Below are 24,382 nucleotides of genomic sequence, written 5' to 3'. Positions count from 1 at the left end.
AGCCCGCAGCGGTCCCGCCTCAACAGCGACGCTCGGTGACGGCCCGGGCGACCCCGACCCCGAGCCCCCAGCAGTGCCGCCCGCGGCGGCGCGGCGGGGCCGGGACAGCGCACGAGGCCGGGACGGCGCACGGGGCCGGGGGCTGCGGCGGTACGCGGCCTCAGTTGCCCGACGCGCGCTCCTGGCGGATCTGGTCGACCACCTGCTGCACCGTCTCCTTGACCGCGTCCAGCTCGGTCAGCAGGTGCCAGTAGTCCGGGTGGCGGCCGGTGAGCGAGGCGACCGCGCGGTCCACCCGCTCCACCGCGTTGTCCAGCGGCTGCGCATGCCGGGGGTCAGGGGTGGCACGCCCGGCCATCGCGAGCCGCTGCGCGTCGCGGATCGCGAAGCGGGTGCGTTCGACCTCACCGCTGTGGTCGAAGGAGACCTCGTTGAGCCGCTGCAGCCGGTCCCCGGCGGCCTTCACCGCCTCGTCGGTGGTGTTCAGCAGCGCCCGTACGGTCGACAGCAGCGCCGTCGCGTCCGGCCAGCGCTGCTCCTCGCGGGCTGTGCGGGCCTCGCGCAGCTTCTCGCCCGCCTGCCGTGCCGAGCGCTCCGCCTGCTGCGGCACCTGCTGCAGGTCCTGCCAGCAGGCGGCACTGAACCGCCGCCGCAGTTCGCTGAGGACCGGCTCCACCTGCCCGGCCCGGTTCTGCAGTGCCTCGGTGCGGGTGCGCAGGGAGGCGATCCGCTTGTCGATGTCGGCCGCTTGCTGCGGCAGCCCCTCGGCCTGCGCGCGGATCGCTTCGGCCTCCCGTACGACCCGGTCCGCGCGCTGGACGGTTTCCTGCACCCCGTGGGTGCCCGCGCCCTCGTTGAGCTTGGTCAGCTCGGGCGAGAGCGCCGCCAGCCGCCCCGCGAGGTCGTCGGCGCGCAGCCCCTCGGCCCGCACCGCGTCCAGCGCGTTGCTGGCGGCCAGCAGCGACTGCCGGGCCCGCTCGACGGCGGGGGCGAGGCGGGCGAGCTGGTTCTCCGCGCTGCTCAGCAACGGGCCGAGGCTCTGCGCGAACCGGTCCAGGTCGCCTTTGGCCCGCTCCAGCTCGCCGCGTGCCCGGTCCAGCTCGGTGCGGGCACGGGAGGCGGCGGCGCCGTCCAGATCGTCGCGGTCGAGGTCGTGGGAGTCGACCGCGGTGATGTAGTCGTGGCTGACGCTGTCGATGCGCCTGCCGAGCTCGGCGAAGTCCGCCGCGGCCTTGCGCCCGGCGGGCGAGCTGTCGACGGCGCTGATGGTCTCTATGGAGATGCGCAGCTCGCGCTGGGCGGTGTCGAGTTCGTAGAACGCGGCGGCGGCGGAGTCCTTCGCGGTCTGCGCGTCGGCCCGGAGCTGGTCCGCGCGGCCACTGCCCCAGCCCCAGCGGCGGATTCCACCGCCGTTCATCGCCGTCACGTGACCTCTCCCCGTATGTGCCTGTGACTCCTGGACCGGTGCTCATTCTCCCACCTGGGCTCAACGAACACACGAGCTGATTCGTTCGCGGGTGCTCCCGTACCTCACGTTTGCACTGTCCGCCACCAGGCAAGGTACGCTGTCGACCCGCACATGCTCCGGGCGCATAGCTCAGCGGTAGAGCGCCTGCCTTACAAGCAGGATGTCACTGGTTCGATCCCAGTTGTGCCCACTGTGCCGTCAAGGCTCTGACCAGCAACGCAAGGGGTCCCCGCAGAGATCTGCGGGGACCCCTTGCTGTGTACATGCCTCCCCGGGGAGCCAAACAGGGAGCCACGGCTTCGGGTCACTCGGGCTGTGGGTCGTCCTTCTTCGTGATGTCGGCGAAGACGTCGTCCATGGCCTTCGCTCCCTTGTTGATCACTGGGCGGATCTGCTTCCGGTAGACGACCTCCGTCGTGATGGTGCTGCGGTGGCCCACCAGGGGAGCGATGTCCTCGCTCGACAGACCGTGATCCGCGAGCAGCGACACGAAGGTGGTTCGGAGCTCCCGGGTCGTCCAGTCATCCGGGTCTTCGACATCAGCCTTCGTCAGCAGCTTCCGCAAGTCGCGCCGCACGTTCCCCGCGGCGAGCTTGCCGCCGTCCCGGGTGGCGAAGACGAGTGTAGAGCTGTCCCACTGCCGCTTCCGGCGAGCGTGGCTCCGTTGCTGCCGAGCGCGGTGCAGTCGCAGGACCTCGGCAGCGTAGGCAGGCAGTGCCAGAGTGCGCCGGCTCCTTCTGGTCTTGGTGTCGCCGTGCCGCCGGGTGGAGCGCCATACCTCCAAGTACGGGCACCACTCCTCTCTCGCGTCGTCCCCCAAGTCCGCAGGAGGGTCCAAATGCACGTGTCCCCAGATGAGGGCCCGCGCCTCTTCCGGGCGGGCGCCCCCGAGAAGTGAGGTGACGACGTAGGCATGTGTTCGGGAGCCTTCGTCCGTCACGAGGATCTTCTTCGCCGTTTCCAGCGAGAATGACTTGCTCTCCCGGCCTTCCAGACCTTCCGGAGTGGTCACGAGCAGGGCGACATTACGCACGGCCCGGTCACGGCGTTGGGCGTGGGTGATTGAGCGCCGCAGGATCGAATGCAGAATGCGCAGGGTCCGCGTGGAGACGTACTGGGCCCGGTCGTGCAGCCAGTCGTCAACGTCGTCGGCGCTGAGCTCCTTCAACTTCGTCTTGCCGATGAGCGGGATGACGTGCTTTTCCGCGAAGCCGCGGTACAACTCGACCGTCGAATCGTCCCGGCCGGTCAGTCCGCGCTTGAGCCAGTCCTTGACGGCTTCGCCAGCGGTGTAGCGGGCGGGGACTCGCGTGCCGGCGTCCAGCTCCTTGCGCAGCTCTCGCAGCTTCCGCCGGACTTCGGTCTTGGTCTTGCCGGTCACCTTGGGGCGGCGGCGTTTGCCGGACGGAGTGAAGCCGTCCGAGATCGCGCCGACGTACCGGTTCTTGGACTTGTCCCAGTAGATCGAGTCCTCACCCTGGCCCCGCTTGTTCTCGCCGTGGTCGGCCATGAGCTGAGTCGTGGTCCTTTCGCACAAGAGCCGGGCCGCCCTCGGGCGGCCCGGCTCGGCTTATGAGATGTCTGGATGGACTACGCGGCGAGGTCGGAGTCAGCCTCGCGCTTGAGCAGTTCGACGTACTGCTCGATGTATTCGGTCGGGACGAGACGCCGGCGGCCGACCCGGACAGACTTCAACCGCCCAAACCGGATCTCCTCCCACGTGATCGAGCGCTTCAGACCGAGCATTCGCCCCGCCTCTTCGACGCTGTGCATTCGGACGGACGGAGCTGCTTGGGGGGCACTCGCTCCGATCTCTTCTTCGCTGAGCTTGAGCTTCTGGGGGTGGGCCATGTGTGGCTCCTTCGGGGCTCTCCGTCTCCGGTCTGGGGAATCCGCCACGTCCGCCACGCCGCCACACCGCAGGTCAGAGGGCTGCGGGTGTGGCGGATTGCGGTTGTGTGGCGGATTGGTGCTGCCACACCGGGGCGCGCGGATGCGTCCCGGTGTGGGTGCTGGTCAGCGCACCAGGCTCAGCGGCGGTGTGTCGGTTTCCGGCGGCGTGTGGCGGCTGTCGGAGGGGCTTTCCGCCACGGATGCACCGCCGCTGACCTGCGGTGTGGCGGACGTGGCGGACGTGGCGGACTTCTCGGGGGGTGGGGGGCAGTAGCGCTCCCAGGCGTCCGCGAGGTCTTCGGCGTAGTAGCCCTTGGGGAAGCCGGAGGGGGTGCGGATTCCCCGCGGTTTGATGGGCTTGTTGTCCGGCCTGACGTACTGGCCCAGCACGCGGGCGAGGCCGCGGGCGTTGAGGGGCTTGTCGTCCATGTCGGCCCAGGGCGCGTCGTCCATGCTCAGGAGGCATTCGAGGATGACGGCGGTGGGCATGCGGTCGGCGCCGCAGAAGACGCGGTCGCGCAGGTCGGTGAGAAGCCGGATGCCGAGGGAGGCTTCCTCGTTGTCCTGGCCGGCGGTCACCAGCTCGATGCAGGCGGCGCGGGCCCGCTCGGGCCATGTCCCGCCGGCGGCGTCGGCCACGGCGAGGAGGGGCTCCCATACGTCGGCGGGGCGGTCGGTGACGCCTTCGGGCATCTGCGGCCATGCCTCGGCCACCTGGTCATGGACGGTGGCGGCCCACTCGGCGAGCCGGTCCCGCAGGGCGTGGCCCTGCTTCTCGTGGACGCGGCGGCGGTAGGGCTCGACTTTCTCGTTGGGGGCGCGCTTGCGCATCCGGATGATGACCGAGCGGGTCAGGATCGTGTCCGGGAGGGAACCGAGTCCGGCCACGGCGACCGCGCAGAACGAGGGGAACCATCCCGCGCTCTGGTTGGCGCCGTCTCCGACGCAGCGCAGGGACTTGGCACCGCGCCGGTAGCCGGAGTTGAGGAAGCCGCGCAGGGGCTCGTTGTCTCCGGCCTTGGGGCCGAAGACGGTGTCGATCTCGTCGAAGAGCAGCGTGGGCAGGCCCTCGGACGCCTCCACCAGCCGGAAGAGCGCGTTGGCGGAGGCGTTGACCAGCATCGCGGCGTTCGGGGTGAGGGTTTCTGAGATCTCCAGAGCCCGGGACTTGCCCGAGCCCGGTTCCGGGGAGAGGAACGCGATGCGGGCTGTGCCGTCGAAGGCGTCGATCAGGTGCGCGTGCGCGTCCCACAGCGCCACGGCGACGTAGGCGGCTTCGGTGGGGAAGACGTTGAAGCGGCGGTGGAAGCGCTCGACGTCGTCGAGCAGTGCGGCGCCGTCGATGGGCTCGGTCATGCGGCCGCCCTCCCTTCGGTGCGGTTCAGCAGCGGGCAGATGGTGCGGTGGGCTGTGTGTTCCTCGACCAGCGCGGCCACCTTGCGGTGACCGACGGCGCTGCGGTTGCGTCCGCAGCCGCACACCGAGGTGGCGGTGGGCACGGTCCCGCGGCCGGGCGCGGTGACGGTCAGCCAGGCCACGGGATACCGGCCGCCGCGGGCAGGCGGCCGGGTGGGCTGCTGGTCGGGGGGAAGAGCTGAAAGGGCGCCCTGACGGGCGACCTTCTCTTGTGCGGTGGCCCGTGGCGGCGCCGGCTTGTGGTGCGCGGTGGCGGGAGGGCTGGTCATGCTGTCCCCTGGCCTGCGGTCATGCCGTTGGCGACGGCGCGGCGGGCGTAGGGCTCGGGGACTCCGACGGAGACGGCGGCGGCCACGATCTGCTCGGCCAGGGTGTCGAGGCCGCAGGGGCCGGGGCAGGCGGTGTGGCGGGTGGCGAGGAACTGGGCGACGCCGAACGCCTGCGATCCGGCGCCCTGCTCGGTGCGGGCGCGGACCTTGGCCAGGCCGCGCTCCAGCCCGGTGCGCACGTAGCCCTCGGTGTGGCGGCAGCCGTGTGCCGGGCGCCGCTGCCAGGTGCCGGACGCTCCGGGTGAAGAGACCACCCGCGCGCGGGGGCGGGTGGTCTCTTCTTCGACCAGCGCCCGCACCACGCTGGGCAGGGGGGCCGGGGTGCCGGTGCCGGTGCCCAGCCAGCGGGCGTAGGCGGCGTGGGACTTGAGGTCCACACCGGGCCGCACGCGGTTGGCCGAGGACATGACCCCTCGGTAGATCCAGTGCTGCCCGCGGGAGGTGTCCACGTTCCGTGTGGGCGGGAGCGTGGCGCGGGCCCAGGCCACGGCCTCGGCGTTGTCGAGGTCGACGACGGTCAGCCCGGCGCCTGCCGGGTGGTAGGCGAGGTGGGCGGCGCGCTGCCAGGCCGCCTGCCAGGGGCGCGAGGTGAGCACGTGCGGATCGGTGGTGGCGGCTGCCCATGCGTGGCACACGTGCGGGCAGTGGCAGGCGCCGGCGTGCTTCATGTTCGGCCGTCCGCCGCAGGCGTTGCCGGTGCAGGCGGTGCAGTTGCCGAAGGGGCGCTTCCCGCGGCTGAGGGGCAGCACGGGCAGCCCGTGCGCCGCCAGGTCGAGGGCTGCGGCCAGCAGCGTGGACGGGGGTTGTTGGGGCATGCTGGAGGTCTCCTGTCCTGTCGAAGTAGGGGATGGGGGAGAGCCGGGGCGAGCGCGCATCTTTGGCGAGAGCGGGCGCTCGCCCCGGGGCGTGTTCAGAACGGGGGGTTGTCGCTGTACTGCGGCTTGCTGTTCCACGGGTCTGCGCCCTCGGCCTTCGGGCCGCCGGACCCACCGGTGTTGCTGCCGGTGGCCTTGACCGGCTGGGCGGTGGCGAACCGCAGGGAGGGGCCGATCTCGTCGACCTCCATGGCGAGCATGGAGCGGTTCTCGCCCTCGGGGGTCTGCCAGTTGTGCTGCCGCAGCCGTCCGGAGACCACCACGCGGTGGCCCTTGCCCAGGGAGGCGACGGTGTTCTCGGCCAGGCCGCGCCAGGCCGAGCAGCGCAGGAACATCGCGGTGCCGTCCTTGTACTGGCCCGATTCGCGGTCGAACTGCCGCGGTGTGGAGGCCACCGTGAAGCGGGCTAGTGCGGCGCCGGAGGTGGTGAACTTCAGCTCGGGGTCGTCGGTCAGGTTGCCGGTGATCGTGATGGGGGTGTCTCCCATGGCCATGGGTGGCGTCCTTTCAGAGAAAGTCGACGAAGGTGATGGGGTTCGAGGTGGGGGTCTCGGTTGCTTCGGGGTGGGTGGTGTGACAGCCGCAGTAGGCGGGGTCCGGGCACGGGATGGGGCGGGTGTAGAGGTGCTGCGGCTGCCCGGGGGTGTAGGTGTGCAGCGGGTCGTTCCAGACGATCCGCGCGCGGGCGTTGAGCGCGGCCCACACGATGCGGTCAGGCAGATGGCCGGGGAAGACGACGGCCGTCAAGTCGTCCCATCCCCAGTCCTCTGCCTCGTCGACGAGGCAGAGGTAGCTGGTCTGCCTCTCGGGGGCGGTGTCGGTCATGGCGTGCGTTCTCCTTCGGTCAGCCACCGACGCTGTTGGCGGTGTGGGTGATGGAGGAGACGAGGTTGTTGATGGTGGAGCGGGCGTCGGTGCTGGCGGTGTAGAAGCCGAGGAGGAAGACGGCTATCGCGGCCCAGGTGCCGACGGAGCGGGAACGCAGCAGGAAGAAGACGACGGCAGCGAGCAGGACGAACAAGGAGACGGTCATGGCGTGCTCCTCAGCGGTTGTTGATGGTGCCGTTGGCGCGGCCGAAGAGGCCGTGGGCGGTGATGTTCTGGGTGATGTGGGCGGGGGTGCGGTTCCGCCAGCGGGACAGGAGGAGAGCGGCGCCGCCGCATCCGGTGGCGATGAGGGCGGCGGTGGCCCAGAGAGCGTCGGTCATGGCGATGACTCCGGGTGCGGCGTAGGAGAGGCCGAAGCCGCCGGCGCCGATTCCCGCGCCGACGGTCGGGGCCAGGAGCGCGGTCGTCTTCGCCCACCCGGGCACCCCCGCGGGCGGTGCTGTCTGCGGGCGCCCGGCGGGGTTGGGGGGTTGGGTGTAGGCGAGGGTGCGGCGTCCGTCGGGGAGGGTGACGACCTCGACTCCGGGCGGGATCTCGGCGGCGGTCATGGGGGTCGGGGTGAGGGGTCGGGGGTGGAGTACGCGGGGGGCGGGGATCTCGTGTGTGGTGTCGGGGTGCACAAGTTGCTCCCTTCACGAGCGACGGGCAGCGCCCCGGTTGGGGGGGTGCTGCCCGTCGTCTGCTTGTCGTGCGGCTTGTCGCTTGTCTTGTCTTGTCGCTTGTCGTCTCGCAGGTCAAAGCCCCTTTTCGGGCCTCTGAGGGCCGTGCAGGGGTCTTCTCGGGGCGACAAGCGACAGGCGACAAGCGTTCAGTTGTGGGTGTCGTTGCCGGGGGTGTGGCGGTGGTGGACGTAGCGGGCTTTGGTGCCGGTGCCGACCCGGTGGGCGGTGCCGTCGTCGGTCCAGGACTTGAGCCAGCCGACGACGGTCTGCCGGGTGGTGCCGTACTCCTCGGCCAGGCCGCGGGCGATGGCGGAGGCTCCGGTGCCCTCGGGGCCGGCGGCCAGCAGCAGGGCGAGGGCGGCATCCCGGGCCGGGTTGTCCTCGTGTGCGGACAGGTGCAGTCCGCCTCCCGACGCGGGGGGCGGCTGCTCGGCCGCGGGCGGCTCGGCGCGGTGGTCGGGTGCGGTGTCGAACTGGGCGTCGATCTGGGCGCGGAACTTCTGCAGGAGCGCGTCCTGGTCGGCCGGCCTGCTGCTGGGCGGCGGCTGCCGGTCCCGCAGGGCGGAGAGGTTCAGCCCCCCACCGTGGCGGTCGTCCGCCGCGCTGCCGGCGTTCGGGCCGGGGGTCTCGTCCCGCAACCAGGCGGTGCGCTCGGACTCCCATCGGCGGGTGTAAGCGTCGCCGGCGGCGCGGGCGGACTTGGCGTCCAGGAGCGGGTGTCGGTCCGCGGTGGCGGCGACAATGTCGCGGATCTGGTTGGGCAGGATGCGCCATGCCTTGAACAGCGCGGCCGCCGATTCGGGAGTGCCCATGAAGCCGGCGCCCTTGTAGGGGGCCTGGTCGGTGCGCAGGCCCCGGGAGCCGGGGAACATCTTGGACAGGTCCATGCCCTCGCTCTCGCCTCCGGTGAGGGCGACGCGAACCTTTCCTTCCCGGCGGATCATCAGGTTGCCCAGCACCGACCCGGTGGCCCCGAGCGCGGTCAGTACGGTGCGCACACCCATAGCGCGGGCGATGCGGATGACCTCCAGGATCTTCTCGCCCAGCTTGCGGGTGGCGCGGTCGGTGCTGGCCAGGATCTCAGCGCCTTCGTCGATGACCAGCATGATCTGCGGGATCTTCGCGGAGACCGGCAGCAGGTCGGTGTTCGCGCGGGAGAGCAGGTCCTGGTAGGAGCGCTTGCGCTCCTTGGCCACCGCGATGGCCGCATCCAGCATGAGCACGGCCTCCTCCTCGGTGGCCGCGAGCCAGTCCACACCCGGTGCCATGCCCTCGGCGAAGGTGCCGTCGTCGTTGAGAGCGGGGTTGACCCAGGGCAGGCCGACCGATCCGGAGTTGAGGTCGATGACCCAGGTCAGCACGTCGGTGGCGCGGGCGAATCCGGCCAGGATCGTGTGGACCATGTTCGTCTTGCCCGAGCCGGTGGGCCCGACCACCAGGGCGCACTGCTCGCGCAGGTAGGCGCGCCACTCCTCACCGTTGGTCCGCATCCCCCACGGCAGCCCCGACAGGAGACTGAGCGGGGCGTAGTCGGTGGGGTAGGTGCGCTCCTGGGAGAGCACGTTGACCGTGGCCACATCCACCAGCACCCGGCCCTGGTGGATACCGGGGGAGGCGGAGGCGGTGCAGCCGTGCGGCAGGCGAGCATCCCCCGACAGGCGCCCCGCTTCGCGGGCGATCTTGTCGTAGGTGACCCCGCCTGCGGGGAGTTCGGCGTCGAGGGTGAAGCCGGTACCGGTGGGCCACATCTCGACGGCGACCACGCGCACGGTCACGCCGCACACGCGCTGGATGCGCTCGGCCCACTCGGTGGCGATCGCCCGCCGCTCGGCGGACAGCTCGCGGGCGACCTGGCGTTCAGCGGCGGCGGTGGCCTCCAACTCGCGCGCCTCCTCGTGCAGCAGCGTGGAGCGCGCCGAGGCGCCGATACCCACGCCGAGGGTGGCCAGGGAGCCGAGGGCGGCCCAGGAGAGGGGGCCGGTGGCCATGGCCCAGGTCGTCCACCCCGCGCCCACCAGCCAGGAGGCGGCGCGCATGCCGATGGTGCGGGCGGAGAGCTTGTCGCGGAGGCTGGTCGCGGTGTGGCCGATCGCTCCGGCCGCCCCGATACCCAGGGCCCAGCCGGGCGGCATGTGGGCGGCGGCGCCGGTGGTGGCCAGGGCGAAGGCACCGGTGGTGGCGGACAGGGCGCCGGTCACGGGTCCGTGACCGGCCGCCCAGTCCCACACCGGCCCACCGCCAGCCGACTTCTTCGACCGCGTGGTGGTCTTCTTCGGCTGCTTGTTCAGGTTCACGGTGGGGGCGCTCATCTCAGACGTTCCAGCCCTTCTCGGCCTCCGGGCCGTTGCGGGGGTCCTCGTGGCGGGCGATGTCCTGCTCGTGGGCCTGGCGGAAGAGCGGGCCCATGTCCTCGGCGACCGCCACGGCGCTCATGACCGCGCCGAAGATGTCGTTGAAGCCGTCGGCGACCTCCTTCTCCAGCGGGAACTCGGAGTCGGCACGCTCGGCGAGGGTCTTCATCACGTTCGCCACCGAGGTGATTGCGGCGGGGAGCCCTTCGACCATGGCCAGGATCTCCATGGCGTTGTCGGGGTCGTAGCTCTGTGCGGCGGTCTCCATCTCGGCCGCGTGGTCCTCGAACCTGAAACCGGACATGTGCTCTCCTTCGGTCGTGTCCTCGCTCGGGGCTGGTACGGGTGTCTCCGGGCGCTCGGCCCGGTCCTTGATCTCCTCGCTGCCGTCGTCGGCCGCCTCGGCCTCGGCGGCAGCCTCCTCGTCCTGCTGAGCTGCGCGGATGGACTGGTCGCGGTCGGTGCGCTGCTGGGCGGCCGTGCCGGTCATACGGGCGTAGAGACGGCGGCCCGGGTGCTGCATCCACCACACCCCCAGCCGCCTGCCGAGCGGGGTACTCACCAGCCCGATCACGCCCAGGGCGCCGGCCAGCAGCACAGCCAGCAGACGGCGGCCCTGATAGCGGGAAGCGGAGCGCAGCAGCGCCCGACGCGCCCTGTTGCGGGCCGGTGCCCTGCGCAGCGCCGAACGCTGGTCGGCCACCCTCCCGGCCGCCTGCCGGTCACGCGCCGCGCGGGACCTGTCCACGGCAGCGCCGCGGGCCCTGCCCGCACGGTCCAGCCCCCTCGCCAGCGTGCGGCCCACCGACCCCTTGCCGGACGACGCCGCATTCCTAGCCCGGGACTTGGCATCCCGCCGGGCATCGGCCGCCGACCGCCGGGCACCACTGGCCGCAGCGCGGCGCTGCGCACGCGTGGGCGCCGCGCTGCGCTGGGCTTCCCGCAGGGCCTTGACCTGCCCCACCCGCCCGCGCGACTTCCCCGCGCCAGTCGAACCGGGCGCGCCAGCACCGGCCTTCGAGGACGCGTGGCCCTTGCCCTTCCGGGCCGTGAGCCCGCCGGACGCCGAACCCGCCGACGCGGACCTGCGTCCCACTCCGGCGCCCTTGCCCGAGCCCTTGCCCGGCTTGCGGCCCGATGTTCCCGGCGCCGAACCACGGGACTGGCGCGGCACACCTCCACCCGCGCCCCTGCGTCCGCCGGCCGCGGCCTTCCTGCTGGCAGAGCGCGCATGCGGCTTCGTCCGGTCGCGGCGGGTGCGGACCGCGGCCGCGGTCCCCAGCGCAGCCGCCCCGGTCGCAGCGACCGCCAGCGCGGCCGGACCGCCCACAAGCGCAGCCGAACCCAGCAGCGAAGCCGTCGCGTTCGTGCCCGTCAACGCGAGCGGGACGACCGGCCAGCCACCCGGCGTGTGCTCCACCGCCGGGGCCGTCTCGTGCGCCGGCGTGGTCTCGGTCCGGGCGGGCGGTGCAATCTCGGCGGCCGGCGGTGTCTCGGGGGCCTCTACCGGCTTCATCGTGGTGTCCGTCATCCTGGTGTGCACTCCTTCCAAGGAGTCGAGAGAGGGCCCGGACGCAGTGCTTTGGTCGGCAGCGTCCGGGCTCTCGCCTGTCGGGTCATGCGGCGAGCCCGGGAGCGTCAGCGCAGTGCACGCACTCGCCGAGCGACCGGGAAATGCAGTAGGGGCGAACCACCCGGCAGACCGGACAGGTACGCCGTGCCCTCAACGCGGCTGCGAGCGCACGACCGCGCGCCGGGGTCATCGGCCGTACGGGCTTCGCGAGGTCGATGCGGTAGAGGTAGGCGACCAGCGGGCCGCGCCGGCGGCGGGACCGCTCGATGACCGCGGCCACCTCCTGCCCACCCGGCCGCAGCCCCTTCGCGCGGAGCTGGCGGCGGGTGGCCAGGCCGTCGGGGGCAAGGCGCCACCGGTAGACCGGCAGCGTGTCACTCACGAGGTCACCAGCTTCCATGCCGCCTGGGCCTGGCGGAATCCGTCCTGGATCTCCTTGGCCCGGTTCTGGCCTACCGACAGTCGGGACTTGATGGCGCGGATGGAGGGCATGTCCCCGTTGAGCAGTTCCTCTTTGAATTGCTCGGCTGCCCAGTCCAGACCCAGTTCGGTGAGCGGGTCGGCCTGTGCCGGGTTGCCCTCGGTACCGTCGGGTAAGGGGTCGGGCTGCTCGGCGGGTACGTACTCGGTGTGTACCTCGGGGCGGGTGCGGTCGTACTCGGCAGCGAGTACGGCAGGCTGGCCCGAGAGCTCCAACTGTTCGCGGAACGAGCCGAACTCGTACGTCCGCGGCTGGGGCCGGGCGACGATCGGCAGCAGCCGCATCCCTTCGGGTACGGCGTTCGACGGCGCCGGGTACGGGGCCGTGTCAACCGGCTCGGCGTACTCGACAGCCCGTTGCGGGGCCTCCTGCCACGGCGAGGGGAGGTCGATGGTGGCCAGGGACGCGGCGTGGCGGCGGGCCGCCAGCAGGTCCAGCAGCTTGTGCCGCTGCTCGTCGCAGGCGCCTGCCTGCGCCTTGCCCACGGCCACCGACAGCCGCCGCGCCACACGGGCTCGGCGCCGCTGACCTGGCTTCATCTCGGCCAGCTTCGCGGCCAGGGCGACCGCCTTGACCGTGGCCCGGTCGCGGGAGATCTGCTCCGCGGACCGGTCGCGCACTGCCAGGCCGAGCCGGGAGAGCAGCCGCTCGCGTACCTCGCGGGCGAGTACAGCGGGCAGTGAGGTGGACTCGGCGTCCGGCCTGGCGTGCCGCAGCTCGATGCCCATGGCCAGGTGCCACAGGAGTGCGGCGAGTACGGGGCCGACGACGGCCTGCACGGTGCCGCCGACGAGACCGGACTCGGAGTACGCGGGAATCACCTGTACCCCGGTGATCATCCACACGAGTACACCGGGCGTACCCGGGGCGCCCTGGGTACGCAGGTTCTGCCTGGCCATCAGCGCACACGCGAACAGCGCCAGCTCCGCCGCCGCGAACATGACGCCCCGCTCGATGGCGGAGGCCATATCGAGACGGTGCTCAGCAAAACGCCAGCTCGTATCCGCGCTGTAGGCCGTGCACCCCATGGCGGCGAGCGCGGCAACCAGCACAGCGGCCGGCATACGCCGCCCGGCCCTACGACCCGAATGGACCAGCACAGCCACCGAGGCGACCAGCAGCACACCGGCGACAGCCGCCAGCAGCGGGTGCCCCTGCACCCACGCCAGGAGAGTGCTCATGCCGCACCCCCCAACGCCTTGCCGCCGCTGCGGTTGGCCAGGTCACGCCGGGCGGCCAGCAGCCGGTGCTCCGTGCGGCGGAGCCGCTGCCGGTCCACCTCGCTCGGCATCCGGTCCAGCACGGCGATCTGCGCGTCCAGCAACTCCACCTCGGCGCCGATGACCGGCATCTCGTCCTCGATGGCGTCCAACTGGGCAAAGGAGGGGCCGTTGTCGGAGATGACCGTCAGATGATGGCGTTCTCGATTGGACATGGGTCGTGTTCCTTCCGGAGTCGAGACGGCCCAACAGCGGTCTCGGTGTTGCACCACCGGGACCGCGCCGTCTGCGGAGGAAGCGCTGACTAATGAGCAGCGCAAGGTGAACGGGCTCTTATGCGGCCCTCAACGTGACGGTTTCGTCCAGTCGGGTCGTGAGCATCCGGGCGCGGGCGTAGACATCGAGGACGGCTTCGGTGTGGCCAGGGGCGGGGTAGAGGCGGGCGCCGATCCAGACGGTGTAGAGGGTGGCCACGTGCTCGACACAGCCGGTTGCCTCATTCCCGTCCCGGTCCACGATCCGCACGATGGCGTGAGGGCCGACGCACGCAGTCGCGCTGTCTGCGGCGGCACCGCACCGCATAGCTGCGGAGTGCGGGGAGAGAGTCAGATGGGCGCTGTTCATCGCGATCTCCAGTCAGTCAAAGGCCGGGAAGAGCAGGGCGCCGCCGGGGACGTGACGTCCCCGGCGGCGCCCTGGTGTGCGCGGGTGAGCAGGCCAGCTATGCGCTGGTGTGGTGAGTGCCGGAGCGTCCGGCGCGACGGCCGTTCCATGTCGCCCGGACTACGGTGTGCAGGTCGGTGACGAAGACGCCGCCCCCGCCCCGACTCCGGCTCTCCTTGGCGGTGTACATGGCCTCGTCCGCCCGGCGCAGCGCGTGCGCCGGGAAGGTGCCGGCACTGCACAGGTAGGCGCCGATCGAGGCCCCTACCTGCACGTCCTGACCCTCGAACCTGAAAGGCTGGCGAAGCCCCTCCCGAAGGAGTGACAGCCCACTTGTCAGATGGTCCGGATGGGGCCCGTGCGGGAGAACGAGGGCGAACTCATCGCCACCCAGCCGGGCGGCCAACCCGCGGTCCTCGTAGGCGGTGAGCCAAGCTGTCAGATGCGTCGCCGTCTCACAGATCGCGGCGTCTCCCGCAGCGTGACCGCAAGAGTCATTGAGCTGCTTAAACCCGTCCAGATCAGCGACGACCACCGCACACGGCCGGGCGCGTAACATCCGTGCCGCGCGCTTTTCGAACTCAGTCCGCGTCGGCAGTCCGGTCAGTGGATCCCGGCGGGCCCGGTGCAGACGACGGCGTAACCACCACGCGTGGGAGCTCCATGCCGCCGCCATCGGAGCCACCCCGGCCGCCAGCGGCATCAGCCCACTCACCGGGCCCCCTGGGCCGCAACGTTCTGCTCGGGCTGCTCCTTGAGTCGCCTCACTTCTTCTTCGAGGCGGCGCGCCTTCCGTTCGGTCATCCGACCTCACCCCGTCCGCCGCACGACGAGCACTGAACCCAGTTCTGCCGGGTCACGCCGTCCGAACTGGTGTCCTCGGTCTGGCCACCGGCGCCGTTGCAACTTGTGCACGTCATCAGCGACCACCGCCCGCCCGGACCCGGCGCAGGGCCTCGTCCATGTCAGGGTCGGAATCGCTGGGGTGCACGGCCAGCACGAGCCGTGCCATATTGGTGATCACAGGCATGTTCCTTCCAAGTGGGTGCCTGTATGCGGCGACCGGAGTTGCACCTCCGGTCGCCGCACCTGTGTTGAGCGAGTGCTCATCAAGCGGACAGGCGGCCGACCCGACGGCCGGCAGATTCCTGTCCGCATGACGAGTGGCAGACCGGGTCATCAGGCCGGGCTGCCCTCACGTATGTGAGTTCGCAGGTACGGCATTCAGACAGGCCTTCTCCAGGTGCCCATGTGCCGCCCTTGGCTCCGTACGGCCTACCGCTTCGGTCAATTGCGCCCATCTGCCCGGCAGCCGGGTATGGAGATGCTCCGCTCGCTCAGCACAGCCGCCCCGGAGTACCCAGGACAGCCACCAGCCGTACGTTCGAGGATGTTCTGGCCTCCCCGACCGCCGTATCGGATACGTCCGCCACGCCCCCATCAGGGCGTTCCGCCGGTCACCTCCTCCCGCCATCGATCCCAGCGGAAGACCCATCGAACTTCGGGGCCCCGGTCACCTCCCGAACGGAAGGCCACCGAGGCGCGTCACCCGACGCAACGGACATATCTCCAGTTCTCAAGCAGCAGCCGCTTCCTTCGAACCCGTCTCACAGGGCCCTCCGGGCGTTCGTGTGCACCATGCGGCTTCATGACTCACTTCTAAGAGAGTCATGTAGTACATGACTCTCAAGATGGCAGTGCGGGACAGGTTCGTCAAGCCGATGAGTCTTAGAGGGGCCGAACTGGTCTGCCCTGAACGCCACATGACCAGCGTGCCCGCGAGTTGCGTGACGTTGTAGGCACGTGCTGTACGGCTTCGGGACGACTCTGTACGGTCGAAGTCGTCCCGGAACGTCCCACGCGAGGGGGAGGGTGCATGGCGAACGAGCGCCTTCGCGGCGCCATCGTGGAGAGTGGCCTGACGGTCGAACAGGTCGCGTCCCGTCTCGGTGTTTCAGCGAAGACGGTTGATCGGTGGATCACGGAGCCGAACCGGAAGCCGTACCGGAGATTCCAGTACGCGGCCGCATCGCTGCTACGCCGTGACGTCTCGTACCTGTGGAGTGACGAGCGCACAGTAGAAGAAGTCGTAACGTCCAGTGACTTCGAGCTGCTGAAGCTGTACCCGCACCGTTCGGCTGTGCCTACCGAACTCTGGACGAAGCTCTACGCAGACGCGACCGCACACTTCGACGTACTTGTGTACTCCGGTTTCTGGCTCACGGAGGACCCGGGCTTCCACCGGCTGGTCAGGGAGAAGTCGACTGCGGGGGTCCCTGTGAGATTCATGCTGGGGGATCCCGCCAGCCCAGCGGTAGCAGTGCGGGGTGAAGACGAGGGGATCGGCGCTTCTATGGCGGCAAAGATCCGAAACGCGCTGATGAACTACGGCCCTCTCTTCGGCCTCCCGAGAGTCGAGTTCCGGCTGCATCAAACGACGCTGTACAACTCGATCTACCGAGCCGATCACGAGCTGCTGGCCAATGGCCACGTATATGGCGTCGGCGCCTACATGGCCCCGGTACTGCATCTCCAGCGGGTGCCGGGCGGGGAGCTCTTCGACACCTATGCGGAGAGCGTCGAGCGGGTGTGGGAGGGTGCTCGTTCGATCACTTCCCCGAGCGAGATTTAGGAGGCACGGAGCGAATGAGTCGGATCGACTACTACCAAGACCCGGCGGCGCCGGCTGCGAACTCTGTGGTGCCTTCCGTGACAGCGGCCGTCCAGGACGCTGAGGGGCGTCTTCTCCTCATTCACAAGACCGACAATGACTTGTGGGCACTCCCGGGTGGTGGGCATGACGTCGGAGAGAGCATCAGCGAGACGGTTGTCCGCGAGGTCGAAGAGGAGACCGGAATCCGAGTCGAAGTGCTGAGTGTGGTCGGGCTCTACACCGACCCGAAGCACGTGATGGCCTACGACGATGGCGAGGTGCGCCAGCAATTCTCCATCTGCTTCCGTGCGCAGCCGGTTGCCGGCACATTGCGGACCAGTTCGGAATCGAAAGAGGTCCGCTGGGTAAACCCGGCGGACCTCGACGCCCTGGCAATCCATCCGTCGATGATGCTTCGCATCAGGCATGGGCTGGACGCGACTCGCACTGATCCCTACATCGGCTGAGCGGTCACGCCGAAGCGAGCTGTCCCCGAACGCGGGACACTGCGGCGTGGATCTCAGGTGCTGCCCGCTGGATGAACCGGCCCACGATGGTGTCGGGGCCGTATCGCCCCACGATCTCGGAGACACGCTCGTCAGACGTCGTCGGCTTGCCGTGCGGCGTCGTCGTCATGTCGCAGTAGATGAGCGCATCCATGAGGTGCGGTTGCTCTGTCGGGAAGGAGTCGGCGAGCTCGGCCCGCAGCCCCCGTTCTTCGGCTTCCAGGAGCGCACAGGAATGGTGAGCGACGAGTCGGACAACGTGCTCGTCGAAACCGCGCTCGCGGAGGAAGCGCGCGCCGTCGAGCGGGTGGAAGCCGGTGTGAGCGATGCCGGGGGAGTAGCCGACGTCGTGCAGGACGGCAGCCGCTTCCAGCAGCTCGGCGTCGGCCCCGAGGACTGACCGCAGGGAGCGTGCCCGCTCGGCCACTCCCAATGAATGGGCCCAGCGGCGGGGGAGCGGTTCGGCAAGCATTTGTTCGGCGAGCGCGTAAGCGTCTTCGGTGAGCTCCACGGAGGTCATGGCTACGTCCGCTCCTTCTGGCCTGGGATGTTTCGGATACGTCGTCTGCGTCCAGGGCCCATCTCAACGATGGCCCGCCCTTCGAGTTGGGCAATCGCCGACCGCACCGCGGTACGGGAGACCCCGAACTCTGAGCAGAGAGCGTTCTCGCTCGGGAAGGGGTCCCCGACGGCCAGGCCCTGGGCAACCAGGAAGTCCTCGACCCGGTCAACCAGAGGGCGCCGGTCGCCGGTCCCCGCCACGAACCAGCCCGAACCCGGGACCGACTCGATCACTCCGTCTGCTCTCAGTGTCTTGAGGGCACGCACGATCGTGCTCCGGCTGACCCCGTACTGCTCCATGAGCTTCGCCTCGGACGGCAGCCCTTCGCGGATCTTCCCACTACTGATCTTCTTGCGCAGTGTCTCGGCGACCTGCGCGTAGGTGCCTCTGGGACTGGCCTGCGCCACGTAGCCTCCTCCGGGTGCACTACTTGCAACCAGGGTCCAACTCTGCCACGGCTGTCTGAGCTCCCGTCTTTCAGGAAGTCAGGTGGGGGAGTGTCGGGACCCCGGAGCGTCATGGACGGTAATAAACGCACGAGGCCCTGTTTTCCCAGCTCAGGAACGGTACTCGCCTGAGCCTCGGAGGGGTGCACTTGAGTGGAGCGCAAGAACACTGCAGCCGGTACGGGGGTGTGTGGCTGCCCGCGGCCTGCCTGGCGGGCCCGGCGGTGGTCGCACCAGGCCCGCACCGTTTGGACGGGGCTGGTGGGAGTTACCGTCGCTGAGCCCACCAAATGATCGCCGTTACCAAAGCACTCCCAGCGGCATAGCTGGATCCGCGGATGAAGTGCGCGGTCGCCAGGCGTCGGTAGTGATGCATGCGGAGACGCTTAGAATCCATGCAGGTTCCTTCCAGTCACTCGCTTGGTTGGAGTCGAGGGGAAGCGCTTGCCAGTAAGGTTCCGACGCCACGCTGGCTGGCGCTTCCTCTTCTGCACGGAGTTTACGGGCGACGGTGACAGCACTTGTCGGCCTCAAGCCACCGCCTGTTCCTGTGAGTTCTTCTGTCTTCTGGTGCGGGTGCAGTCTCGCTACACGTTGAGGACTACCTGCCTACGGTTTGAGCACGTCAGGGGCGAGGTGTCACCGATTTTTGTGTCTTGCGTCACACTTGCAGGAGGGGCGGGGGTGGTCGACGTCCTGCCTGATTGCGGTTGGCAGGTTCTCGCATCTTCTAGAAGTTATTAGAGGGTTCTAGGGAGCCGCCCAGTAGTAGATGGCGTGTTTCTGACCGCCAGAGCATCTCGGCCGCTCCGCGCGACTCTTTCCCCAGGTGTCTTCCAGGAGGGGAGAGTCATGGAAGAGCAGCAGGTCCGCTTTCCACGTGGCATCCTGCGGCCTGCTCCCGGCAATCGGCGTCCGACTCGGCCACGGAGTGCACAACCTCCCGTCTTGCAGGGAGCCAGGAGGGGAGCCACGAGGAGCAACACCTCCCGAAGCGCCGTGGACGGTAATGGACGCACCATGCTTGTTTTCCCAGCTCAGGAGCGGTGCTTGCCCTGGCCCCCGGAGGGGCGCACTTGACTTACAAGCAGGATGTCACTGGTTCGATCCCAGTTGTGCCCACACCATAGATGCAGGTCAGGGGCCCACCGACGGATGTCGGCGGGCCCCTGACCTGTTCCTGAGTGACTAGCTGTGTGACTAAGACTCCGAATCCGGCTCCTCAGTCCCCTCCTGTGCCGGGTCGTCCTCCTCCTCGTCTCCGCCGAAAATCTTGTCCATGGTGGTTGCTCCCGTCTGGATCACGGGCCGGATCTGACGGCGGTAGACGGTCTCAGTGACCGCCGTACTCCGGTGCCCCACCAATCGGGATATCTCCTCGATCGGGACCCCCTCGTCCGAGAGCAGCGAGACGAAGCTGTGCCGGAGCTCCCGCGGCGTCCATTCCTCGGGGTCCATCCCCGGGATGTCGCGCAGCACGGTCCGGAAGGCCCTGCGTACGTTGCGGGCCTGCAACTCCGTCCCCACGCGAGAGGCGAAGACTAGCCCGTGCTCGTGCCACTTCTTGCTTGCTCTCTTCCGCTGGCGCTGCTGCTGCTCTCGGTGTGCCGTCAACGCCTCCACGCACCGTGCCGGCAGTGCGAGTGTGCGCCGTGACTTCCGGGTCTTGGTGTCGGAGCCTGCACGGACAGAGCGCCAGACTGCGATGTACGGAGGTATGGGAGGTTCCATGTCGGGGCCGCCATACAGGTCGACGTGATCCCAGGTGAGGGAGCGCATTTCCTCCGTCCTCGCTCCTGTGAGGAGCGAGACGACCACGTAGGCGTGCAGCGATCTGCCCTCTGCGGCATTCAGCACCGCATGCGCCTGCGCCAGCGTGAGCGCTTTGGACGGACGGCCAGCCTGTCCCGTCGGCACGCTGCACAGTTCGACCACGTTGCGCTTCACCTTGTCCCGGGCCATGGCGCGCTTGACGGAGCGGTTCAGGCACGAGTGCAGCATGCGCAAGGTGCGAGTGCTCAGTGAGGCCGACTTGGCAGCGAGCCACCGGTCAACGTCCTGAGCGCCCAACTCCCGCAGCTTCCGGGCACCGATGGCCGGGATCACATGGTTCATGCACACGTCGGTGTAGTCCTTGACGGTCTTCTCGCTGCGTCCGGACAGCCCGTACTTCAGCCAGTCGTTCACAGCGTCGGCCACGGTCACGTCACCGGGCCCGATCGCCAGTCCGTCCTCGTGGTCCCGCAATACCTCCTTGAGCTTGTTCTTCGCTTCTGTCTTGGTGCGCCCGCTCCCACGCTTGACGATGCGCTTTCCTGCGGCATCGAAGCCGAGACTCGCTGTTGCGATCCAGCGCTGACGCCGTTCGTCCCAGTGGAGACCGCCGTCCCCGCGGCTGCGTCGCTTGCTCACCGGCCCTCCTCGGCTTCCTGTTCGAGAAGAGCCACGTATTCCCGGAGCGCGGACGCAGGGATGAGGCGAACCCGCCCCTCCTTGACCGTCCTGAGCCGCCCGGTCCGGATCAGCTCATAGACCCTCGTCTTGCCGAGCCGGGTGGCGCGTACGGCATCTGAAACGCGGTAGAGCACAGGGGCCGGTGAAGTGCTGCCTTCCAGGTCAGCGGCGCTCACGAAGTCCTCCCAGAAGAATGAGCAGTCTGCGCGGAGTCGGACAGTCGGACAGCGTGGGCTGAGGGCTGTCCGGGTAGTTCCTGCTGGTCAGGTGGGGTAACCGGACAGTCGGACAGCTCGGACACCCCCTGTTCGTCCTGTCCGGTCTCGCCGGACGGGTAGTAGCGGCCGGATGCGTCTTTGGTGAGTTGGCCGTCGGCGACCATGCGGGAGCAGTTGCGTCGAACGGTGTCCGCGTCGACGTCCGGCAGCGTCGCTGCGATGTCCTTCGGCTTGGCGCCCGGATGCGTGCGCAGGTGCCGCAGGATGGCGGAGCGGGTGTCGCCGATGGTGTGGTCGGTGGCTGGGCCTTCGAGCATCTGCCAGGCGCCGGCGGCGGCGTGGAACTGGAGCGCGTACTCGGCTTCGTCCACGTCGCGACCCGTGACGTGGAGAACTCCGTCGGCCTTCCCGCGGGCGCGCTTCAGCACGAGCGTGGCGTCAGCGGCACCGGCCAGACCGTTGGTGCCGGAGACTTCCGAGAGGAAGTCGTCGGAGCCTGCCTTGCGTACGTGGTGCACGAGGACGACGGCGACGCCGTAGTGGTCGGCGATGCGCTTGGCGTGGCCTACGGCTGCGTAGTCCGCGTCGTAGGCCGAGGCGCCGGGAGCAGACGGACCGCGCATCTTGGCGAAGACGTCGATGACGACCATGCGCGCGTCCGGGTTGCGCTCCAGCCACTGACAGATGGCTTCGTTGCCGCCCTGTGGCAGCGGCGGGCATGTGGTCGCCAGCGTCAGCCCGGGAGGGGCCGGACGACCGCCCAGGACCTTGCCCATGCGGGACTGAAGACGGCGGGGAGTGTCCTCCAGCGCGAGGTAGAGCACCGGACCGCCCTCTACGGGCACGGTGTCCATGGCCATACCCCCGGCGGCCACGGACAGGCCCAGGCCGAGGGAGAGCCAGGACTTGCCGACCTTTGGCGGTCCGGCCAGGAGGTTGACGCCTTCGGAGAGGATGCCGGGCACCGCCCAGCGCGGTTCGGGGAACTCGGCTGCCATCAGTTCATCGGCAGTCCACGCGGTGCGGGCGCGCTCCTTCACCGGAGCGCCCTGGTCGCCGTTCCCGGGCGGCGGGACGGGGTGCAGGTGGTTGGGGATCAGCGGGGCGCTGCTCATGCGGCCACGCTCCTCGGGCGCTTGGCACCGGCCCGCAGACCGGAGGCGATCGTGGCCGCGCTCTCCCGCTCCGCACGTCCCTTACGAGTTGCCGCTTCGGTGAGATAGGCGGTTGCTTCCGCCTCCTTCAGGACTCCTCCGGCGACGAGCTGGCCGAGGGCGACGGAGGCGTGGTACAGAGCGTTGTTGCCCTCGCCGCGCCCCGCCTTGGCGATACGGGTCAGCTCGCCGTCGACGGCCGCGCGCACGTAGCGGCTGTGCCGTTCCGTGGCCTTCAGCGGCACCGTGATGGGCTGCTGCGGCGGCAGCGGCGCGGGGGCCAGCAGCGCGGCGAGCCAGGCGGGAAGCGGCGCTACAGGGGCGTCGTGCAGCACCGTGTACGAGCGGCCGTCCACACCGCTGGCCGCGCCGACGACGTACCCGCCGCCCGCCCGGGTGTCGACCTTCCACGCCAGCCGCCCGGCGGTGTTGCGCAGCTCCGCACCAGCGGGAGCGGCGAAGTACAGGTGCGTGCCACCGGAGCCGGTGCGCACCGTGTACGTCTCGCAGGGGTAGGACTGCCCGTGCTCCTCGGCGAGAGCGGCCAGGGCATCCTCACCGCAGATGACGCCGGCGGGGGCGTCCGGGGGCGGGGCGTCGCTGGTGTCCTTGGGCGTGTCGAGGTCGATGACGACCAAGCGGCTGGGGCCGGTGGCGATGCCGATGTTGTAGTCACCGGCCGCCCAGCACCGCGCGATGCGGTCGGGGTCGGTGGTGGCGCGCTGCTCCCAGGAACGGACGGCGGGGCGCTTGTTGCCGGGTACGAGGGGAAAGACGCTCCAGCCGCGCTCCGCCGCGTTCTGGGCGGCGTGGGGCAGCGGCGAGGCCGGGATTGTGGGCATACTGGATGCCTCCTGTTCTGTCTCATGGCGGGCAGGGAGCCGGGGGCGGCGGGGCTTCTGTGGTAGGGAGCCGCCGCCCCCGGCGTATCTATGTGCTGGTGTGGCCGATGGGTCCGAGGGCGCTGTGTGCGTGGCTGAGCGCGTTGGTCAGCTTCGCGGAGGCGGCGCTGGCGTTGATGAGCGCGGCGTGCAGCGCGGTGAGGTGTTCGTCGGTGGTGCCGTGGCCGGCGGTCAGGTGTCCGTCCCGGTGCTGGGTTTCGAGGAAGGCGCCGATCTGGCCGCAGGTCTGCGGGAGCCGCTGGGTCAGCTCTTTGAGCGCGCCGAGGACGGCGTAGGCGTCGCCGGGGTACTCCAGCCCCTCACAGCTCTTGCTGGAGCCGTTGGCGTGGGTGGCGTGGTTGAGGTTGCGGACCGCGTCGGCAGCCGCTTGGGCCAGCTCTTCCGGTGCCATGTCTCAGCCCTCCGTTGCTTCGTAGGCGCGGCGGTGGCAGTCCTGGCAGCCGCAGAACGTGCCGTCCCAGGTGCCGTCGATGAACTCGGCAGCGCACTCGTCCGGGTCGTCCGGCTCGGTGGTCTCGATGCGCTGCTCGTCGTGGGCGCGGGCTTCGTCGGCCGCGTCCAGGGCGAACTCCGTGTCGCGGTCGTAGGCGGCCATCTCGTCAGTGCTCATCACGTCGTGGTCGGTGAGCTGGTCGTAGTCCTCGTTCACGGGTGAGTCCCGTCCCTTCGTGGTCAGGCCGCGTGGTCGCGGCGGGGGTGGAGGGTGATGACCTCGGCGAGGTCGGCGAGGTCGGCGGGGTCGGGCAGGGGTTCGCCCTCGCCGGGTCCGCCGGGTCCGCCGGGGTTGCCGGGTGTGGGCCGGGCGGCCACGGCGGCGGCCAGCGCCCTCTCGTCGTGGCGGGCGGTGATGAGGTGTCCGGCGATGCAGACCGGTCCGAGGACGGCCGCGGGGGCGGCCAGCAGGGCGGCGGTGATCAGTTCGGGGCTCACGGCTGATCTCCCAGGAGAGTGAGGAGTTCGGGCAGGGAGCCGCCCAGGGCGCTGAGGCGGTCGGCGATGGCCTGCCAGGAATCGGCGTCGATGGCCATCAGCGCGGCGAGGGCGGTGGCGCGGTCGCCGTGCTGTGCGGCGGTCAGGGCGTCGCGCAGTTCGCCGGCGGCCATGAGCGTGATGTGTCCGGCGCCCGGCGGCGCGGCAGTGTGCTGGTCCATGGCTCCTCCGGTCACATGGCGGCCACGGCGTCGGCGAGGGCCGCGGCGAGCTGGTTGATCGGGCCGGACGCGCCGGTCGAGGCGAGGAAGTAGCCGAACCCGGCGGCGACGAACGCGGAGCCGGGGCCGAGGGACTTGGACCTGAGCAGCAGCCCGAGGACCAGGGCGAAGATGAAGACGAGCGAGATGGTCACGGCCACGGGGGTGGCCTCCTTCCGGTGGCGAGGTCAGCGGCCCTCGCGGTAGAGGCGGGCGGCGTAGTTGAACAGCAGGCGGCCGAAGCGGGCGCGTTTGCCGTGCCCGTGGCAGCGGCGGCAGTCCTTGCCGCGCTTGGGCTTGCCCGAGCGGGTCTGCCGGAGCTTGAAGCCCAGCCCGCCGCAGCGGCGGCAGTCGCCGAACGGCGAGGCCGCACACAGCAACCCGTAACACAGAGTGATGAATGCGAGTGCGGGTATAGCAGTCAGCGCAGGGGTCATCGAATGCCCTCCGGGGCGGGTTTTCGGGGTTTCCGCAGATG

At 70.0% G+C, this 24,382-nt stretch carries 31 protein-coding genes and 1 tRNA gene; 3 read left to right on the top strand and 29 right to left on the bottom strand.

Features of this window, described 5'->3' with window-relative positions; all coding sequences use genetic code 11:
• Positions 1–160: 160 nt before the first annotated feature.
• The gene (locus tag P2424_RS08850; protein ID WP_276478888.1) at positions 161–1,417 is read right to left on the bottom strand and encodes a hypothetical protein; all 1,257 of its coding nucleotides are present in this window, start codon (positions 1,415–1,417) and stop codon (positions 161–163) included.
• Between the two features lie 169 nt (positions 1,418–1,586).
• Here P2424_RS08850 and P2424_RS08845 point away from each other — a divergent pair.
• Positions 1,587–1,658 (top strand) — tRNA-Val (locus P2424_RS08845).
• Between the two features lie 114 nt (positions 1,659–1,772).
• On the opposite strand, the gene P2424_RS08840 is transcribed toward P2424_RS08845, so the two are convergent.
• The 16 genes from P2424_RS08840 to P2424_RS08765 form a co-directional block, all read right to left on the bottom strand.
• Positions 1,773–2,978, bottom strand: a complete 1,206-nt coding sequence (locus P2424_RS08840) for a tyrosine-type recombinase/integrase (protein ID WP_276475230.1) — start codon at positions 2,976–2,978, stop codon at positions 1,773–1,775.
• A gap of 80 nt (positions 2,979–3,058) precedes the next feature.
• Entirely contained in the window at positions 3,059–3,319 is a 261-nt protein-coding gene (locus tag P2424_RS08835) for an excisionase family DNA-binding protein (RefSeq protein ID WP_276475229.1), read from the bottom strand.
• Positions 3,320–3,484: 165 nt separating this feature from the next.
• On the bottom strand, positions 3,485–4,717 hold the full coding sequence (locus P2424_RS08830) for a DUF3631 domain-containing protein (RefSeq protein WP_276475228.1): 1,233 nt from the start codon (positions 4,715–4,717) through the stop codon (positions 3,485–3,487).
• The gene (locus P2424_RS08825) at positions 4,714–5,046 is read right to left on the bottom strand and encodes a hypothetical protein (RefSeq protein ID WP_276475227.1); all 333 of its coding nucleotides are present in this window, start codon (positions 5,044–5,046) and stop codon (positions 4,714–4,716) included. Before P2424_RS08825 ends, P2424_RS08830 begins: the two co-directional genes overlap by 4 nt.
• Complete coding sequence (locus P2424_RS08820; RefSeq protein WP_276475226.1) at positions 5,043–5,921, bottom strand: bifunctional DNA primase/polymerase; 879 nt, start codon at positions 5,919–5,921, stop codon at positions 5,043–5,045. Before P2424_RS08820 ends, P2424_RS08825 begins: the two co-directional genes overlap by 4 nt.
• A 95-nt stretch (positions 5,922–6,016) precedes the next feature.
• Positions 6,017–6,475: a single-stranded DNA-binding protein gene (gene ssb / locus P2424_RS08815; RefSeq protein ID WP_276475225.1), complete on the bottom strand. Its 459-nt coding sequence runs from the start codon at positions 6,473–6,475 to the stop codon at positions 6,017–6,019.
• Positions 6,476–6,488: 13 nt separating this feature from the next.
• Positions 6,489–6,806, bottom strand: coding sequence for a hypothetical protein (locus P2424_RS08810; protein WP_276475224.1), 318 nt, complete (start codon positions 6,804–6,806; stop codon positions 6,489–6,491).
• 19 nt (positions 6,807–6,825) lie between these two features.
• Positions 6,826–7,014, bottom strand: coding sequence for a hypothetical protein (locus P2424_RS08805; protein ID WP_276475223.1), 189 nt, complete (start codon positions 7,012–7,014; stop codon positions 6,826–6,828).
• 10 nt (positions 7,015–7,024) lie between these two features.
• A complete protein-coding gene (locus tag P2424_RS08800; RefSeq protein WP_276478887.1) occupies positions 7,025–7,465 on the bottom strand; it encodes a hypothetical protein in 441 nt (146 codons plus the stop codon).
• A 212-nt stretch (positions 7,466–7,677) separates the two neighbouring features.
• Positions 7,678–9,840: a hypothetical protein gene (locus tag P2424_RS08795; protein WP_276475222.1), complete on the bottom strand. Its 2,163-nt coding sequence runs from the start codon at positions 9,838–9,840 to the stop codon at positions 7,678–7,680.
• A 1-nt stretch (position 9,841) separates the two neighbouring features.
• Positions 9,842–11,413, bottom strand: a complete 1,572-nt coding sequence (locus P2424_RS08790) for a hypothetical protein (RefSeq protein ID WP_276475221.1) — start codon at positions 11,411–11,413, stop codon at positions 9,842–9,844.
• 85 nt (positions 11,414–11,498) lie between these two features.
• A complete protein-coding gene (locus P2424_RS08785; RefSeq protein ID WP_276475220.1) occupies positions 11,499–11,837 on the bottom strand; it encodes an RRQRL motif-containing zinc-binding protein in 339 nt (112 codons plus the stop codon).
• Entirely contained in the window at positions 11,834–13,117 is a 1,284-nt protein-coding gene (locus P2424_RS08780; RefSeq protein ID WP_276475219.1) for a hypothetical protein, read from the bottom strand. The genes P2424_RS08785 and P2424_RS08780 overlap by 4 nt, the downstream gene beginning before the upstream one ends.
• Positions 13,114–13,371 carry a DUF6284 family protein gene (locus P2424_RS08775; RefSeq protein ID WP_276475218.1) on the bottom strand — a complete coding sequence of 86 codons (258 nt, stop codon included), beginning with the start codon at positions 13,369–13,371 and terminating at the stop codon, positions 13,114–13,116. The genes P2424_RS08780 and P2424_RS08775 overlap by 4 nt, the downstream gene beginning before the upstream one ends.
• Positions 13,372–13,489: 118 nt before the next feature.
• On the bottom strand, positions 13,490–13,672 hold the full coding sequence (locus tag P2424_RS08770) for a hypothetical protein (protein ID WP_276475217.1): 183 nt from the start codon (positions 13,670–13,672) through the stop codon (positions 13,490–13,492).
• A 205-nt stretch (positions 13,673–13,877) separates the two neighbouring features.
• Positions 13,878–14,495 (bottom strand): GGDEF domain-containing protein, encoded by a 618-nt coding sequence (locus P2424_RS08765; protein WP_276478886.1) that lies wholly within the window; start codon positions 14,493–14,495, stop codon positions 13,878–13,880.
• Positions 14,496–15,695: 1,200 nt separating this feature from the next.
• Between P2424_RS08765 and P2424_RS08760 the strand changes: the two genes are divergently transcribed.
• Both P2424_RS08760 and P2424_RS08755 read left to right on the top strand, forming a co-directional pair.
• Positions 15,696–16,451, top strand: a complete 756-nt coding sequence (locus P2424_RS08760) for a helix-turn-helix domain-containing protein (RefSeq protein WP_276475216.1) — start codon at positions 15,696–15,698, stop codon at positions 16,449–16,451.
• A gap of 14 nt (positions 16,452–16,465) precedes the next feature.
• The gene (locus P2424_RS08755) at positions 16,466–16,939 is read left to right on the top strand and encodes an NUDIX domain-containing protein (protein ID WP_276475215.1); all 474 of its coding nucleotides are present in this window, start codon (positions 16,466–16,468) and stop codon (positions 16,937–16,939) included.
• Between the two features lie 4 nt (positions 16,940–16,943).
• On the opposite strand, the gene P2424_RS08750 is transcribed toward P2424_RS08755, so the two are convergent.
• The 12 genes from P2424_RS08750 to P2424_RS08695 form a co-directional block, all read right to left on the bottom strand.
• On the bottom strand, positions 16,944–17,498 hold the full coding sequence (locus P2424_RS08750; RefSeq protein ID WP_276475214.1) for an HD domain-containing protein: 555 nt from the start codon (positions 17,496–17,498) through the stop codon (positions 16,944–16,946).
• A gap of 2 nt (positions 17,499–17,500) precedes the next feature.
• Complete coding sequence (locus tag P2424_RS08745; RefSeq protein ID WP_276475213.1) at positions 17,501–17,947, bottom strand: GntR family transcriptional regulator; 447 nt, start codon at positions 17,945–17,947, stop codon at positions 17,501–17,503.
• 1,239 nt (positions 17,948–19,186) lie between these two features.
• Positions 19,187–20,398 (bottom strand): site-specific integrase, encoded by a 1,212-nt coding sequence (locus P2424_RS08740; RefSeq protein WP_276475212.1) that lies wholly within the window; start codon positions 20,396–20,398, stop codon positions 19,187–19,189.
• Entirely contained in the window at positions 20,395–20,616 is a 222-nt protein-coding gene (locus P2424_RS08735; RefSeq protein WP_276475211.1) for a helix-turn-helix domain-containing protein, read from the bottom strand. The genes P2424_RS08740 and P2424_RS08735 overlap by 4 nt, the downstream gene beginning before the upstream one ends.
• Entirely contained in the window at positions 20,613–21,773 is a 1,161-nt protein-coding gene (locus tag P2424_RS08730) for an AAA family ATPase (RefSeq protein WP_276475210.1), read from the bottom strand. Before P2424_RS08730 ends, P2424_RS08735 begins: the two co-directional genes overlap by 4 nt.
• On the bottom strand, positions 21,770–22,654 hold the full coding sequence (locus tag P2424_RS08725; protein ID WP_276475209.1) for a bifunctional DNA primase/polymerase: 885 nt from the start codon (positions 22,652–22,654) through the stop codon (positions 21,770–21,772). Before P2424_RS08725 ends, P2424_RS08730 begins: the two co-directional genes overlap by 4 nt.
• An 88-nt stretch (positions 22,655–22,742) precedes the next feature.
• Positions 22,743–23,105 (bottom strand): hypothetical protein, encoded by a 363-nt coding sequence (locus tag P2424_RS08720; RefSeq protein WP_276475208.1) that lies wholly within the window; start codon positions 23,103–23,105, stop codon positions 22,743–22,745.
• 3 nt (positions 23,106–23,108) lie between these two features.
• A complete protein-coding gene (locus P2424_RS08715) occupies positions 23,109–23,363 on the bottom strand; it encodes a hypothetical protein (protein ID WP_276475207.1) in 255 nt (84 codons plus the stop codon).
• Between the two features lie 23 nt (positions 23,364–23,386).
• A complete protein-coding gene (locus tag P2424_RS08710; RefSeq protein WP_276475206.1) occupies positions 23,387–23,644 on the bottom strand; it encodes a hypothetical protein in 258 nt (85 codons plus the stop codon).
• Positions 23,641–23,865: a hypothetical protein gene (locus tag P2424_RS08705; RefSeq protein WP_276475205.1), complete on the bottom strand. Its 225-nt coding sequence runs from the start codon at positions 23,863–23,865 to the stop codon at positions 23,641–23,643. Before P2424_RS08705 ends, P2424_RS08710 begins: the two co-directional genes overlap by 4 nt.
• Before the next feature lie 11 nt (positions 23,866–23,876).
• Positions 23,877–24,065, bottom strand: coding sequence for a hypothetical protein (locus P2424_RS08700; protein WP_276475204.1), 189 nt, complete (start codon positions 24,063–24,065; stop codon positions 23,877–23,879).
• A gap of 27 nt (positions 24,066–24,092) precedes the next feature.
• Positions 24,093–24,341 carry a hypothetical protein gene (locus tag P2424_RS08695; protein ID WP_276475203.1) on the bottom strand — a complete coding sequence of 83 codons (249 nt, stop codon included), beginning with the start codon at positions 24,339–24,341 and terminating at the stop codon, positions 24,093–24,095.
• Positions 24,342–24,382: the final 41 nt, after the last annotated feature.

The sequence above is a fragment of the Streptomyces sp. WMMB303 genome, assembly GCF_029351045.1.
Taxonomy (GTDB): Bacteria; Actinomycetota; Actinomycetes; order Streptomycetales; family Streptomycetaceae; genus Streptomyces.
The sequence above is the reverse complement of the archived record's forward strand: the minus strand, read 5'-3'. Positions and strand labels throughout refer to the sequence as shown.